Annotated in this window: 10 protein-coding genes; 2 read left to right on the forward strand and 8 right to left on the reverse strand. The window is 70.2% G+C overall.

Going from position 1 to position 14,341, the window contains the following annotated elements; translation table 11 throughout:
* Positions 1 to 157: 157 nt before the first annotated feature.
* The 5 genes from arfA to ACZ37P_RS33685 form a co-directional block, all read right to left on the reverse strand.
* Positions 158 to 1,666 (reverse strand): arabinosylfuranosidase ArfA, encoded by a 1,509-nt coding sequence (arfA, locus tag ACZ37P_RS33665; protein WP_467350202.1) that lies wholly within the window; start codon positions 1,664 to 1,666, stop codon positions 158 to 160.
* 141 nt (positions 1,667 to 1,807) lie between these two features.
* Positions 1,808 to 2,743 (reverse strand): carbohydrate ABC transporter permease, encoded by a 936-nt coding sequence (locus tag ACZ37P_RS33670; RefSeq protein ID WP_391164217.1) that lies wholly within the window; start codon positions 2,741 to 2,743, stop codon positions 1,808 to 1,810.
* Complete coding sequence (locus ACZ37P_RS33675) at positions 2,733 to 3,650, reverse strand: carbohydrate ABC transporter permease (protein WP_355349689.1); 918 nt, start codon at positions 3,648 to 3,650, stop codon at positions 2,733 to 2,735. The genes ACZ37P_RS33670 and ACZ37P_RS33675 overlap by 11 nt, the downstream gene beginning before the upstream one ends.
* Before the next feature lie 5 nt (positions 3,651 to 3,655).
* On the reverse strand, positions 3,656 to 4,936 hold the full coding sequence (locus ACZ37P_RS33680) for an ABC transporter substrate-binding protein (RefSeq protein ID WP_355349692.1): 1,281 nt from the start codon (positions 4,934 to 4,936) through the stop codon (positions 3,656 to 3,658).
* A gap of 306 nt (positions 4,937 to 5,242) precedes the next feature.
* Positions 5,243 to 6,286 carry a LacI family DNA-binding transcriptional regulator gene (locus tag ACZ37P_RS33685; protein WP_355349695.1) on the reverse strand — a complete coding sequence of 348 codons (1,044 nt, stop codon included), beginning with the start codon at positions 6,284 to 6,286 and terminating at the stop codon, positions 5,243 to 5,245.
* Positions 6,287 to 6,579: 293 nt separating this feature from the next.
* Here ACZ37P_RS33685 and ACZ37P_RS33690 point away from each other — a divergent pair, with 293 nt between their 5' ends.
* On the forward strand, positions 6,580 to 8,454 hold the full coding sequence (locus ACZ37P_RS33690) for an arabinofuranosidase catalytic domain-containing protein (protein WP_467350205.1): 1,875 nt from the start codon (positions 6,580 to 6,582) through the stop codon (positions 8,452 to 8,454).
* 85 nt (positions 8,455 to 8,539) lie between these two features.
* Here ACZ37P_RS33690 and ACZ37P_RS33695 read toward each other — a convergent pair whose 3' ends face one another.
* A complete protein-coding gene (locus tag ACZ37P_RS33695; RefSeq protein ID WP_467350207.1) occupies positions 8,540 to 10,861 on the reverse strand; it encodes an FUSC family protein in 2,322 nt (773 codons plus the stop codon).
* 307 nt (positions 10,862 to 11,168) lie between these two features.
* On the opposite strand from ACZ37P_RS33695, the gene ACZ37P_RS33700 reads away from it, so the two are divergent.
* Entirely contained in the window at positions 11,169 to 11,375 is a 207-nt protein-coding gene (locus ACZ37P_RS33700) for a cold-shock protein (protein ID WP_188280047.1), read from the forward strand.
* Positions 11,376 to 11,513: 138 nt separating this feature from the next.
* Here ACZ37P_RS33700 and ACZ37P_RS33705 read toward each other — a convergent pair whose 3' ends face one another.
* Both ACZ37P_RS33705 and ACZ37P_RS33710 read right to left on the reverse strand, forming a co-directional pair.
* Positions 11,514 to 12,845 (reverse strand): ammonium transporter, encoded by a 1,332-nt coding sequence (locus ACZ37P_RS33705; protein WP_401314455.1) that lies wholly within the window; start codon positions 12,843 to 12,845, stop codon positions 11,514 to 11,516.
* A gap of 79 nt (positions 12,846 to 12,924) precedes the next feature.
* Positions 12,925 to 14,280 carry an ammonium transporter gene (locus ACZ37P_RS33710; protein ID WP_355349709.1) on the reverse strand — a complete coding sequence of 452 codons (1,356 nt, stop codon included), beginning with the start codon at positions 14,278 to 14,280 and terminating at the stop codon, positions 12,925 to 12,927.
* Positions 14,281 to 14,341: the final 61 nt, after the last annotated feature.

Here is a 14,341-nt window from a genome sequence, read left to right on the forward strand (position 1 = left end):
CCCTGTCGCCCCCGCGCCCCCCCCCCCCCCCCCCCCCCCCCCCCCCCCCCCCCCCCCCCCCCCCCCCTCCCCCCCCGCGTGCGGCATATCCGGCCTACGGGTCGAAACGGCTCCGGGGTACGGGCGGCGCGGGGCAGGAGGCAGGGGGTCCGGTGGATCAGCTCGTGATCGGCGCCGTCCGGATCATCGTCCAGGAGACCGGCGGAAGCTCGGCGGACAGACCGTTGGCGTCCACGAAGTGCCGGGTGCTGGAGCGCGGCTCGACGCGGCCGGGGGCCGTCCTGGAATTCGTGGCGAGCAGGTCCTGGCCGCCGAGGACGACGTGTTCGACCACGTCGTGCTCGGCGCCGGCCATCCGCAGCCGCAAGGTGGCCGCCTGGGTGTCGTCCCGGTTGACGGCGAAGATCGTCGTCTCGCCGGTCTCGGGGTCGCGGGTGGCGGTGACGTCGACGGCGGCGACGTCTCCGAGCGTCGTGGAGTGCAGGACGGGTGAGTCCGGCTCGACGCGCAGGACCTCGCCGCGGGCGTGCCGGGCGGTGAGGGCGAAGGGGTAGAAGATGGTCTGCCGCCACGCCCCGGTGTCGGGTTCGGTGCGGATGGGCGCGATGACGTTGACGAGCTGCGCGAGGCAGGCGATGGTCACCCGGTCGCTGTGCCGGAGCAGGCTCATCAGGAGGTTGCCGAGGACGACGGCGTCCTCAACGGTGTACTCGTCCTCGATCAGCCGGGGCGCCCGGGCCCATTCGAGATTGTCCTGGCCCTCGAACCGGCTCTCGTACCAGAGATTCCACTCGTCGAAGGAGAGCTGGAGCTTGCGGCGGGAGCGCTTCTTGGCGGCGATGTGGTCGCAGGTGGCGACGACCCCCTCGATGAAGGTGTCCATGACCTGCGCGGAGGCGAGGAAGCCCACGCGGTCGTCGCCGTGCTGCTCGAAGTACGCGTGCAGCGAGATGTAGTCGACCACGTCGTACGCCTCGTCCAGGACGTCGGCCTCCCAGGAGCCGAAGGTCGGCATCCGTTCGTTGGAGCTGCCGCAGGCGACGAGTTCGACGGACGGGTCGATCCGGCGCATGGCCTTCCCGGTCTCGGCGGCCAGGCGGCCGTACTCGGTGCCGGTCTTCTGGCCGACCTGCCAGGGGCCGTCCATCTCGTTGCCCAGGCACCAGGTCTTGACGCGGTGCGGTTCGCGGACGCCGTGGGCGATGCGCAGGTCGGAGTAGCGGGTGCCGCCGGGGAAGTTGGCGTATTCGAGCAGATTGCAGGCGTCCTCGACGCCGCGGGTGCCGAGGTTGACGGCCATGATCGGTTCGACGTCGGTCTGTCTGGCCCAGGCCATGAACTCGTTGAGCCCGAAGGTGTTGGGTTCGAGCGAGCGCCAGGCCAGGTCGAGGGCGACCTGGCGCTCGTCGCGGGGGCCGACGCCGTCCTCCCAGCGGTAGCCGGACACGAAGTTGCCGCCGGGGTAGCGGACGGCGCTCACGCCGAGTTCACGGGTGAGCTTGATGACGTCGAGCCGCAGGCCGTCGGCGTCCGACTCGGGGTGGCCGGGTTCGTATATGCCTCCGTAGACGCAGCGGCCCATGTGTTCGACGAAGGAGCCGAACAGGCGCGGCGGAACCGGGGCGATGACGAAGGCGGGGTCGATGGTCGCGGTGCAGGTGAGCACTCCGGTCTCCGGTTTCTCTGTGATGTCTCAGCGAAATGGGCATGGCGGAAAAGGGCGGGCGGAAGGAGCAGTACGGCGTGGCGGGGGGATGGCGGGGCGGCCGCGGGCGCGGAAAGGCGGCGGGGAATCGGCCGGGCGGCGCTATTTGATTCCCGTGGTCGCGACGCCCTGCACGAAGAAGCGCTGGAGGACGAGGAAGGCGATGGCCAGGGGACTCAGGGAGATCGCGGCGCCCGCCATGAGCGCGGCGTGGTCCACACCCGACTGACTGGAGAACAGCGTCAGGGCCGCGGGCAGCGTCTGCATGTCGACGTTGTTCGTCACGACCAGCGGCCACAGGAAGTCGTTCCACAGCGCGGCGAACTGGATGATGAACAGCGAGGCGAGGGCCGGTTTGGCGTTGGGCAGGATGATCCGCCAGTAGACCGTGAAGTCGTTGGCCCCGTCGATCCTGGCCGCGTCGTCCAGTTCGCGCGGCAACTGCATGAAGAACTGGCGGAGCAGGAAGATGCCCAGCGCGCTGGTCGCGCGGGGAATGATCAGGCCCTGGTACGAATTGAGCCAGCCGAGGTGGAACAGGGTCAGGAAGACCGGTACGAGGGTGACCTGGAAAGGCACCATCAGCGTGGCCAGGATCAGCAGGAACACCACGTTCTTGCCCCGGAAGCGCAGCCTGGCCAGCGCGAACGCGGTCATCGAGTCGAACAGCAGCAGGAGCACGGTCGTGCCGCCCGCGAAGACGAACGTGTTGAGCACGAGCTTGCCGAACGGGAGTTGGCCGAGCACCGCGCGGACGCCGTGCAGGGTCCAGTCCCGCGGGATCAGCCGGGCGGGGTCGGCGTACAGGTCGGCGTTGGTCCTGAAGGCGACGCCGAGCATCCAGACGAACGGGATGATCATCGCGACCGCGCCGACGGTGACGGCCGCCCAGGACAGGACCGTGCCGCACCTGGCGCCGTACCGGACGGCGACCTTGGCCGCGGGCCACAGGCGTACCGGCCCGGTCGGCCGGGGGCCGTTCCCGTACGGGCTCGCGCCGCCCTTGGCGGGGCGCGGCCGGAGTGTGTCAGTCGGCATCGCGGAACCTCGACAGACGCAGTTGGAGTGCGGAGATCGCCAGGATGATCACGAAGAGAATCCAGGCGACGGCGCTGGCGTAGCCCATCTGGAATTCCACGAAACCCTTCTGGTACAGGTACATCACGACGGATTCCGTGTGGAAGATCGGGCCGCCGCTGGTCATGGAAAAGACCAGGTCGAACAGTTGCAGCCCGGTGACCGTGGCGATCAGCGTGGTGAACAGCAGTGCCGGGCGCAGCGCGGGCAGGGTCACATGGCGGAATCGCTGCCACGCGCCCGCGCCGTCGAGCGCCGCCGCCTCGTACAGGTCGGGCGGGATCTGCTGCATACCGGCGAGCAGCACGATCATGGTGAATCCGACGTTCTTCCAGATGCCCACGACAATGACGGTGGGCAGCGCCAGCGAGGTGGATTGCAGCCATTCGGGAGGCGTGACGCCGATTCCGGAGAGCCAGGCGTCGACCAGGCCGACCTGCGGGTCGAGCAGGAATTTCCAGACGATTCCGCTCACCACGAGCGAGGCGATGAAAGGGAAGAAATACGCGGTGCGCAGCAGCGCCGAATACCAGGTCGTCCTGCGCAGCCGGGAGGCGATGGCCAGCGCGATCAGCACTTGTCCGACGGAGACAGCGGCGGTGTAGATCACCGTGACGCGCAGCGCGTTCCAGAACCGCGAATCGTGGTAGAGCGCCGTGTAGTTGTCGAGACCCACGAATTTGTGGTGGGCCTCGCCGACGGTCCAGTCGTGCAGGCTCATCCAGCCGGACTGGACGATCGGCTCCGCGATGAACACCCCGATGAGCAGGACGCTCGGCAGGATGAACAGATAGGCGCTGTTGATACGGGGCCTGCGCCGCCGTACGGGTGCGGGCTTCCCTGCGGAGGGGAAGGGTGTGCTCGACATGAGGGCTACTTCTTGCAGCCGGTGAGCGAATTGATCGCCTTGGCGGCCGAGTCGGCGGCGGACTGGACGTCGGCGCCGCGTTCGATCTTCTGGATCAGCGGGACGTAGACGTCGCTGTCGATGCGGGTCGAGTTCGGCTGGCCCGCGAGGTAGAGCTTGGCGTGCGGCAGCGCGGCGGCGAACTGCGCGACGGTGGGATCGCCGTTGACGGCGCCGCCGAGGTCGGTGCGGGCGGGCGGGAAGCCGGAGACCTTCGAGAACTGCGTCTGGGCTGCCTTGCCGGTGTACCAGGCGAGGAATTCCTTGGCCTCGGCCTGGTGCTTGGAGGTGCGGGCGATCATCAGCGGGACCGTCGAGGCCAGTGTCACCGGGCCCGCGGAGCCGACCGGGACCTGGGCGATGCCGAGGTCGACGCCCGCGGACGTGAAGCCCGCGGCGGCCCACGGGCCGTTGATCTCCATCGCGGCCTTCTTGGCGGAGAACAGCGTGTCGGCGTCCGCGCCCGCCTGGCCGACCGGGCTGATGTGGTCCTGGCTGACCAGGCGGCTCCAGCGGGTCAGCGCCTGGACGCTGGCGGGGCTGTTGACGACGGCGCAGTTGTCGGGGCCGACGATGTCGCCGCCGCTCATCCACTGGAGGATCGGCCACATCTGGATCGTGTTGTTGTCGGCGAGCGAGAGGCCGTACTGGCTGGGCTTGCCGCCCGATCCCTTGGTGAGCTTCTTGGCGTCGGCGATGAACTCGTCCTCGGTGGCGGGCGGCCGGCTGATGCCCGCGGCGGCGAACATCGCCTTGTTGTAATAGAGCACGAGCGTGGCCATGTTGGCGGGTACCGCGTAGAGCTTGCCGTCGACGGTGAAGGCGGACTTCACGGCGGCGGGGAAGGCGGCGGAGTCGATCTGTCCGGTGCCGGCGCCGACCGCGGGGTCGAGCGGCAGCACCGAGTTGGTCTTGATGTAGGTGAAGATCGCGCCCGGGTCGGAGCTGGGGGTCGCCAGGTCGGGGCCCTGGCCGGTGGCCCAGGAGGCGGGCAGCTTCTGACCGATGGTGGCCCAGGGTTCGGCCGTCATCGTGACCTGGATCTTGGGGTGGCCGGCGTTGAACTCCTTGATCAGCGCCTGGTACGAGGGGGCGTCGGGGCCGGTGAAACCGGTGAGCATGGTCAGCTTGACCACGCCGCCGGAGGTACCGCCGCCCGCGCCGTTGTCGCCGCAGCCGGCGAGGAGGAGTGAGACCGTGGTGGCGGCGGCGAGTGCCGCGGCCGTTCTCCCGAATCTGACGTACATACCGATCGTTCCATTCCGTTCGGTGCCCCGTCGCTGCGGGGTCGGAGGGTCGATGTGGCTGTCTCCTTCTGCGCACCGCCCGTCCGGGGGCGCGCACCGCCCGTCTCCGGGCGTCAATCACCCGTCCGCGGGCGTGCGTCAGCCGCGTGCGGGTGTGAACCACCCGTCACCGGGCGCGTACCGCCGGTCCTGGGCGTGAACCGCCCATCCGGGCGCGGGTGTTGGGTACGGCCCGCCCGTCCGGGCAGGGTTGTTGGGTACGGCGTTGGCCTTCGGCCGTCGCCGGTGGCTGGGCGGGGCGGTCGCTCAGCCGGGGTGGCTTCCGCAGGACTCCCGGATCACGAGGTCGAACGGCAGCACGGTGTGGACCGGGTCGGGTGCGGTCCCGTCCACCAGGTCGAAGAGGATGGCCGCGGCCTTCTGGCCGAGCGATTCGGCGGGGACGTGGACGGTGGTGATCCCCGGCGTGGTGAGCCGGGAGACGCCGAAGTCGTCGTATCCGGCGAGCGCGATGTCCTGCGGTATGCGCAGCCCGCGGGAGCGGATCTCCAGCATCGCGCCGTAGGCCATCTCGTCGTTGGCGGCGAAGATCGCCTGGACGTCGGACATGCTGTCCAGCACCTGCCGTGCGGCGAGCCTGCCGGATTCCTCGCTGAAGTCGCCGACGGCCAGGGTGTGGGTGCAGGGCCGTCCCGAATCGGCGAGCGCGGTGCGGAAGCCCTCGTAACGGTCCACCGCGGTCTGGTGGTTGAGCGGTCCGCTGATGTGGGCGATACGGGTCAGCCCGTGGTCCTCCACCAGGTGGCGGGTGATGGCCGCGGCGCCCGCGATCTCGTCCACCCCGACGCTCACCGCGTGCGGCAGGTGGACGAACCGCCCGATGAGGACCACCGGCAGCGCGGAGTCCACCATGCGGTTGACGTTGGGGTCGCTGATCGAGGCCGAGGCGACGATCGCACCTGACGCGGCCTGCGAGCGCAGCACCCGCTCGTACGCCGCGACGCCGTGGGTCTCGTCGGGGTTGGTCGACACCATGAGCGCGGCGTCGCGGGTGTTGGCCTCCGCGGTCACCCCCACCAGCAGGTGCATGAAGTAGGGGTGGCCGAAGACGTGCTGGCCGGTGTTGGGCACGACGACCGCGATGGAGGTCGAACGGCCCGCCCGCAGCGCCCGCCCCGCGGAGTTCGGGACGTAGCCGAGCTTGGCCGAGGCGGCCCGTACCGCCTCCTTGGTCGTCTCGCTGATCCGCGGATGGTTCGACAGCGCCATCGAGGCGGCGCTCTGCGAGATCCCGACCGCCGTCGCGACGTCCTTGAGCGTGACGGTGGCGCGCTTGTCCGCCGACGCCATATGGCACCCCTCTCAGCAAGAAGCCACCGCCTGAAGCAGGCAACCACCGTCGGGAAGATACCGGCCGGATGTGGTGCGCCAAGGGTTGCTCTAACGATTCAGCGCCTCGGACGCTAAGTCACGCCGAACCGCTCGTCAAGCCTTCGGGACAAGATTGTCCGGGCTTATGACCGCAGGTTCCGAGGGTTGACGGGCACTACGAGACGCCTCTAGCTTCGAAGTCGCTGAATCGTATGAGCAGTTCGCATCTCTCACCGTGTTCCGTGCCATCCCCCCACGGAGAAAGGTCGACGATGACCGCTTCGACGACGACCGCTCGCGACCACCGACCATCCGCACGCCACCTGTTGAGGCGCTCACGCGGCGTCCTGCTCGCCCTGGGCGCGACCTTGACCCTGACCCTCGGCCTGCTGGTCGGCGTCACCGGTCCCGCGCACGCCGCCGCGAACCAGCCGTGCGACATCTACGGCAACGCGGGCACCCCCTGCGTGGGCGCCTTCAGTACGGTCAGGGCGCTGTACGGCTCGTACAACGGCGGCCTGTACCAGGTCACCCGCGTGCGGGACGACGCCGCCCTCGACATCGGGCCGACCGGGACCGGCGGCTACGCGAACGCCGGTGCGCAGAACGCCTTCTGCAACGGCGCGGTGTGCGTCATCACCAAGATCTACGACCAGTCGCCGCGCCACAACGACCTGACCATCGAGGGTTCGGGCACCGCCGGGGCCGCCGATGTCGGCGCCCTGGCGAACGCGCTGCACGTCACGGTGGCGGGGCACTCCGTCTACGGCGTCTATGTGCCGCCGGGCGTCGGGTACCGCCATGGCGTCGGTTCGGGTGTCGCCGTCAACGGGCAGGCCGAGGGGATGTACATGGTGACCAGCGGCACCCATGTCAACCGCGACTGCTGCTTCGACTTCGGCAACGTCGAGGCGGTCCCGAACGACACCGGCGCCGGTCACATGGACGCGCTCAACATGTCGTTGGCCCGCGCGTGCAGCCCCTGTTCCGGCGACGGTCCGTGGGTGCAGGCCGACCTGGAGAACGGCATCTTCCAGGCGGACACCAACGCCCACAGCGTCAACGGCGGCAATGCGAGCCCCTTCGTCACGGCCGTGCTGAAGAACAACGGCCAGACGTCCTTCGCTCTCAAGGGCGGGAATTCGCAGTCCGGCGGGCTCACGACCTGGTGGAACGGCGCGCTGCCACCGGGCTACGCGCCGATGAGGCAGGAGGGCTCCATCGTGCTCGGCACCGGCGGCGACAACAGCAACCGCGCGGTCGGGTCGTTCTTCGAGGGCGTCATGACCTCCGGCTATCCCACCGACGCGGCGGACAACGCCGTACAGGCGAACGTCGTGGCGGCCGGCTACGCGGGCGACACGGCCGGGGTCGCTCCCGCGACGGTCGCCGCGCCCGGCGGGAAGTGCGTGGACGTGACCGGGGACGACGTCGCGAGCAAGGGCGCCGCCGTCCAGCTCTGGGACTGCCAGAGCGGCGCCGCAGATCAGCACTGGGTGCACGAGCCCGACAGTTCGCTGCGGACGCTGGGCCGCTGCCTGGACATCAACGGCAACGGCACCGCGAACAACACGCAGGTCGAACTCTGGGACTGCAACGGGGTCGGCGGGCAGAAGTGGGTGCAGCGGGCCGACGGCTCGCTGTTCAACCCGCAGTCCGGCCGCTGCCTGGACGCCACCGACGGCGCGACCGCGAACGGCACCCGCCTCCAGATCCACGACTGCAACGGCACGGCCGCCCAGGTCTTCACCGTCAACGGCGGATCGATGATCGCCGGGCCCGGCGCGAAGTGCCTGGACATCACGGGCGACGACATCGGCGGCAATCTGTCCGCGGCGCAGTTGTGGGACTGCCAGTCCTACGCCCGCGACCAGCACTGGGTGCACACGTCCACGAACCGGCTCACCACGCTCGGCCGCTGCCTGGACATCGCGGGCAACGGCACCGCGCAGGACTCGTTGGTGGAGCTGTACGACTGCGACACCGCGGTGGGCGGCCAGGTGTGGGTCCAGCGGTCCGACGGATCGCTGCTCAATCCGCGGTCCGGGCGCTGCCTGGACTCCCCGGACGGCGCCACGGCCAACGGCGCCCGCCTTCGGATCCACGACTGCAACGGCACGGCCGCGCAGAAGTTCGCCCTGAACTGACCGCGGCGGCGCCGAGGCCCGGTGGTGCGGGAGCGTGAGCCCCGTACCACCGGGCCCTGGCTGCCAAGGCTCACGCGCGACCGATTCAGGCCGCCCGGCGGCTGCCGGTCCTGCCGGCCGGCGTCTCGACCGTGACGCCGAGCGGCCGGGCCAGGCCCGCCACGCCCTCGTCCAGCCGCTGGAGGTGGCGCAGCACGCGGAAGGTGACGGAGCCCGAGCGCGGTACGGCGGAGCCGGAGCCCTCCAGCATGGAGGCGATGCTGGGCTCGGTCCGGATCGCGCCCTGCGCCGTCCCGTCCGCTGCCGTCGTACCGTCCTTGGCCCTGCCCTTCCCGCCCTTGTCGTCCTTGATCTCCTCCACATGGGCGATGAGCACGTCGAGGTTGTGCTCCAGGCGTACGCCGACGGCCGTCAGCCGGGGGTCGGCGGCGATGCTCTTGCTGTACGGGACCAGTTCGGCGGTCGCCGCGAGCGAGCGCGCGTGGTAGGCGCAGGTCTCCAGCAGGGCGACCAGATAGCGGGCGGTGCGCCTGCGGCCCCGCAGCGGGGTGATCGGGTGGGTCAGCGGGTGGGTGGAGCGGCGCAGGTCGTCCAGCGCGGTGTCCAGTTCGCGGGCCAGGTCCAGCAGGTCGACGGCCGGGCCGCCGCTGAGCTGGGCGACGGCGGCGGTGGCCACGTCGCGGAGCTTGGCCAGGACGGTGACCAGTTGCTCGTCGGTGCGCAGATCGGTGTGGACCGGGAAGATCAGCACGGCCGCGATGACCCCGCAGGCGGCGCCGAGCGCGGTCTCCTCGATGCGCAGTACGAGCACCGAGACGCTGTACGTGTGCAGCAGGCTGTAGAGCAGGCCGAGCATCGCGGTGACGAAGAACGACATCAGCGCGTACGACACCGGGGCGGTGAAGAACATCGCGAAGATCAGCACCAGGACGAGGGTGAACGCCGTCCAGGTGTGGTTGCCGACGGCCCCGGCGAGCAGCACACCGGCCACCACGCCGCACACCGTGCCGATCAGCCGCCGGTAGCCCTTGACCAGGATCTCGCCGGTCGAGGAGGTGTTGAGGAAGACCACCCAGCAGGTCAGGACCGCCCAGTACCAGCGCTGCGTGGACAGGAACTCGCCGCCGAGGATGGCCAGCGCGGACCCCGCGGAGACCTGGACGGCGGCGCGGGTCGTGCGGCGCTTGAGGCCGGTACGGTCCTGCTCGCTCTCGCCCTCCCCCGCCAGCGCCAGGTCCTCGGCCTCGAACTCCTCGCGGGAGCGGATCGTCTCGGGTGTGTCGTCGGACTCGTCGCCCGGCCCGTCGAGCGCCAGCCGCAGGCCGAGGACGGCGCGCGCGGCCTCGCCGATGCCGCGGAAGGCGTCCTGGACGGCGAGCGAGGCGCGCGGCAGATTCTCGTCGTCGCGGTAGGCCAGCAGGCGGTTGCGCACCTGGGTGACGGCGGTGCCGGGGTCGTCGGTGCCGAGCCGGGTCACCAGCAGGTGCAGCGCCCGCAGCTCGGCGCGCAACTTGCGCAGCGCGTCGTCCTCGTCGTCGGTGCGGCGCGCGGGTGCGGGCAGCGGCGCGTTCGGCAGGTGGAGCGTCAGGGTGTCGGCGCGTTCGGCGCTGCGGGCGGTGAGCAACAGCAGGCCGAGGCGTTCGACGGCGATCTCGGCGTCCGCGACCCGGCGTTGCAGCAGGGCGGCGGTGGCCTCGTCGTCGGTGCCCACCTCCAGCGCGCTCTGGATCATCAGGGCGGCCTCGTGCAGCCGGGCGACGTCCTTGCGCAGGTCGCCGATGACGCTCTCCAGCCGGTCGGAGTCGGCTTCGAGGAGGTCGATCTGGGTGGCGACGAGCTGGGCGGTTCTGGCCCGGAACGCCTGGCGCAGCCGCCCCAGGGTGCGTTCCGGGGTCTCGGGGACGAGCGCGAAGCGCATGACGGCGCTGCACGCGAAGGCGACGGCCAGCGAGAGGTAGAGCGACGGCAGGCCGGCGCCGGTGGCGTGGACGAATAGGGAGAGGAAGTAGATCTGGAAGCCGATCATGCCGAGCGCGGTGCCGCGTTCGCCGAAGCGGCGGGCGTAGGCGGCGCCGAAGATCAGCAGGATGAAGGCGAGGTCGCCGATGACGATGTGCGGGTTGAGCAGTGCGCCGAGCGACACCGAGGCGAAGGCGGTGGGCAGCCCGAGGGCGAGGGTGACGGCCTGGTCGCGTACCCGCTTCTCGCGGATGGCGAAGGTGGAGACCATGGCGGCCATGGCGCCCGCGACCATATGGGTCACGGAGATGTGCAGCAGGGACAGGATCAGCAGGGCGAGACCGATCGAGCCGACCGTCCGCAGTCCCGCCATCAGCCGCAGCAGGCCGGGGTCGGAGGCCGAGTAGCGGTCCCAGACCCTGTGGCGGATCCTCCGTGCCGTTCTCATCGTGCCGCCGCGTTCCCTCGTCAAGATCGGATCCCGCCCCAGCATCCCACGAGCGTGCCCGGCCGGTGCGACCGCCCACCCCCGGACGGGTCAGTGTTGCTCCGGATGACGGGTCGGTCGAGGGCCGGTTTCCGGCCGCGGCGCGGCGCATGTTCGCCCTCCGCGGTCATCCGCGCGATCGGCGTGCATGCGGCGCGCCGCGATGGGGTACGTACGGCTGCGGGTGCCCGTAGGCGGGCGTCCACAGGCCGCGGATCCACCAGGTTCCGCGACCGGTGCAGACCACAGACGTAGAGGACTCACACGCATGGCCAACGGCACGGTGAAGTGGTTCAACTCCGAGAAGGGCTTCGGGTTCATCGCCCAGGAAGGCGGAGGCCCCGATGTCTTCGCCCACTACTCCAACATCCAGGGCAACGGATACCGGGAGCTGACCGAAGGCGAGCCCGTCACCTTCGACGTCACCCAGGGCCAGAAGGGTCCGCAGGCGGAGAACATCGTCCGCGCGGGCTGAGCCGTACACGGTCCTCCGGGTCCGGGTCCGCCGTCGTGGCGGGCCCGGACCCGTCCGTTTGCGGGCGACCGCCGCGTTTGTGACGCATCCAATGCGATGCCTCGGGTCCGGCCCCCCGCGCGGCGGTCCGTACGAAGGTCAGTTCCGCTCGTGGGAGGCGAGCAGAGTGCGCAGTTGGGCGATGAGATGACTGGGGTCGTTGTCGTCCGTCGGGGCGGCGGGACCGCGCAACGTGTCGGTGACGTCCTGGAGTTGGCTGGCGACGTCCGTGTCGTACGCCTGCTCGTGCTCCACGATGCCGCCGGGCTGGCGCAGCCCGACGGTCTTGTCGACGACCTTGCCGATGACGGCGGTCATGGTGAAGGAGAACAGTCCCAGGACGAGGACGGCGACGAGCTGGTCGCCGAGCAGCCCCCACGAGCCACCGTAGAACAGGCCCTTCTTGCCGGTGACCGCGCCGGTCGCGGCCAGGCCGGCCATCAGCATGCCGAACAGGCCGCCCCAGCCGTGGATGCCGACGACGTCCAAGGTGTCGTCCACGCCGAGCCGGTACTTCCAGCTCACCGCGAAGGCGCAGGTCAGCCCGGCGAGGAAGCCGATGACGGTGGCCCATACCGGGCTGACCCCGGCGGCCAGCGGCGTCATGGACACCAGGCCGGTGACCGCGCCCATGGAGATGTCGAGCAGGGTGACGCGCCGGTTGTGCCAGTAGCTGGTCGCGGCCCAGCCGATCATGGCCGCGCCCGCCGCGAACTGGGTGTTCACGAACGCCATGGTGGTGCTGGCGGGCCCGTTCAGATAGGAACCGGCGTTGAAGCCGAACCAGCCGAACCACATCAGGGCCAGGCCGATCACGACCAGCGGCAGATTGTGCGGACGGATCGGCTGGCGCTCGAAGTCCTCGCGCTTGCCCGCGACGATGGCCAGGGCGAGACCCGCGGCGCCCGAGCTGAGTTCGACCACGGTGCCGCCGGAGAAGTCGACGGCGCCGACCTCCTTGGCGACCCAGCCGTCGCTGTCGAACACCCAGTGCGCCATGGGCACGTACACCAGCAGCGTCCAGGCGCAGACGAAGGCCGTCCAGCCGCGCATCGTGGCGCGCCCGGCCACCGATCCGCTGATCAGGGCCACGGTGACGATGGCGAAGCTCATGTGGAAGACGGAGTGGATCACGGTGGGCACGTCACCGGTCGCGCTGTTGAGGGAGATGCCGCGCAGGAAGGCGTGGTCGAGGGTGCCGATCATGCCCAGCCCCTCGGCGTCGGGGCCGAAGGCGAGCGAGTAGCCGACCGCCCACCAGATCAGCGTGACGACGGCGACGCAGGCGAAGCACATCTTGAGCATGGCGATGATCTGACTGGTCCTGACCATGCCGCCGTAGAAGAAGGCGAGTCCCGGGGCCATCAGCAGGACCATGGCCGTGGCCATCATCAGCCAGGCGGTGTTGCCGGAGTCGAAGTGCTGGTTCATGACAGGTCCTCACACGGACGGCCGGGCGTGGCCGCTGATTCGGGTACGAGTACGGCTGCGGAGGGGTACGCGGGCGCGGTCATCGGTCGCGCTCGCGTCGTTCCAGGACGTCGAGGATCTTGTTGACGCGGGCCATGTCGTCGTCCGGGGCCGCCGGGGCACCCACCCGCGCCGGGTGGCGCGGCTCGTCCAGCCGGGCCCTGACCTCGTCCAGCGTCGCGTTGTCGTACGCGATCTCCTCGTCCCGGCCCGGCACGTCCTCGTACTCCGCCTCGGTACGGAAGCCGACCGTGCGGTTGACGGCCTGGGCGATGAGCCAGGTGACGACGAAGGAGAACGAGCCGCAGGCCAGCACGGCGACGATCTGGCGCCAGAGCAGATCGAGACCGCCGCCGTAGAACAGGCCCTCGCGCCCGCTCATCGCGGAGGTGGCGAACAGGCCGATGGACACCGTGCCGACGATGCCGCCCCAGCCGTGCACGCCGACCACGTCCAGGGTGTCGTCCACGCCGATCTTGAACTTGAGGTTGATGGCGAAGGCGCACACCACACCCGCGGCGAAGCCGATGCACACCGCGCCCAGCGGCGACACCTCACCGCAGGACGGCGTGATGGCGACCATGCCCGCGACGGCCGCGGAGGTGACGCCGAGCATGTCCACGCTGCCCAGCCGCCACTTCTCGATCAGCGGCCAGCCGATCATGGCCGCGCAGGCGGCGAGTTGGGTGTTGAGGAAGGCGGTGGGCGCGGCGCCCGCCACGTGCAGCGCGGATCCCGCGTTGAAGCCGAACCAGCCGAACCACAGCAGGGCCAGGCCGATCACGACCAGCGGCAGATTGTGCGGGCGCACCGGCTGGCGCTCGAAGTCCTTGCGCTTGCGCAGCACGATGGCCGCGGCCAGGCCCGCCGCGCCGGAGTTGAGTTCGACGACGAGGCCGCCCGCGAAGTCCAGCGCCCTCAGATGCGCGGACACCCAGCCGTCGGGGGCGAACACCCAGTGCGCCAGCGGTACGTAGACCAGCAGGGTCCAGGCGGCCACGAAGACCAGCCAGCCGCGCATGGTGGCGCGGCCCGCGATGGAACCGCTGATCAGCGCGACGGTGATGATGGCGAACGACATCTGGAAGCAGGAGAACAGCAGCGTGGGGACGCTGCCGTGCAGGTCGGTCATGGTGACGCCGCGCAGGAAGGCGTGGTCGAGGTTGCCGAGCAGGCCCGCGCCGAGGTCGGGGCCGAAGGCGAGGGTGTAGCCGACCGCCAGCCACAGCACGGTCACCAGGGCCAGGCAGACGAAGCTCATCTTGAGCATCACCAGCACGTGCTGGGTGCGGACCATGCCGCCGTAGAAGAAGGCCAGGCCGGGTGTCATCAGCAGCACCATCGCGGTGCTCGCCAGGAGCCAGGCGGTGTCGCCCGTGTTGGCGGTGGCGGCCATGAGCAAGGGGAACTCCTGTGAACGTACGGCGTTCGGTCGAGGTCGGCGCCGTTGTCGTCGT

The sequence above is a fragment of the Streptomyces sp. NPDC024632 genome (assembly GCF_055559175.1).

Excerpts from the sequence above, each read along its gene's own strand:
- ACZ37P_RS33670 (WP_391164217.1), bottom strand. The coding sequence starts at position 2,743 with ATGCCGACTGACACACTCCGGCCGCGCCCCGCCAAGGGCGGCGCGAGC.
- ACZ37P_RS33675 (WP_355349689.1), bottom strand. The coding sequence starts at position 3,650 with ATGTCGAGCACACCCTTCCCCTCCGCAGGGAAGCCCGCACCCGTACGG.
- ACZ37P_RS33680 (WP_355349692.1), bottom strand. The coding sequence starts at position 4,936 with ATGTACGTCAGATTCGGGAGAACGGCCGCGGCACTCGCCGCCGCCACC.
- ACZ37P_RS33685 (WP_355349695.1), bottom strand. The coding sequence starts at position 6,286 with ATGGCGTCGGCGGACAAGCGCGCCACCGTCACGCTCAAGGACGTCGCG.
- ACZ37P_RS33690 (WP_467350205.1), top strand. The coding sequence starts at position 6,580 with ATGACCGCTTCGACGACGACCGCTCGCGACCACCGACCATCCGCACGC.
- ACZ37P_RS33695 (WP_467350207.1), bottom strand. The coding sequence starts at position 10,861 with ATGAGAACGGCACGGAGGATCCGCCACAGGGTCTGGGACCGCTACTCG.
- ACZ37P_RS33700 (WP_188280047.1), top strand. The coding sequence starts at position 11,169 with ATGGCCAACGGCACGGTGAAGTGGTTCAACTCCGAGAAGGGCTTCGGG.
- ACZ37P_RS33705 (WP_401314455.1), bottom strand. The coding sequence starts at position 12,845 with ATGAACCAGCACTTCGACTCCGGCAACACCGCCTGGCTGATGATGGCC.
- ACZ37P_RS33710 (WP_355349709.1), bottom strand. The coding sequence starts at position 14,280 with ATGGCCGCCACCGCCAACACGGGCGACACCGCCTGGCTCCTGGCGAGC.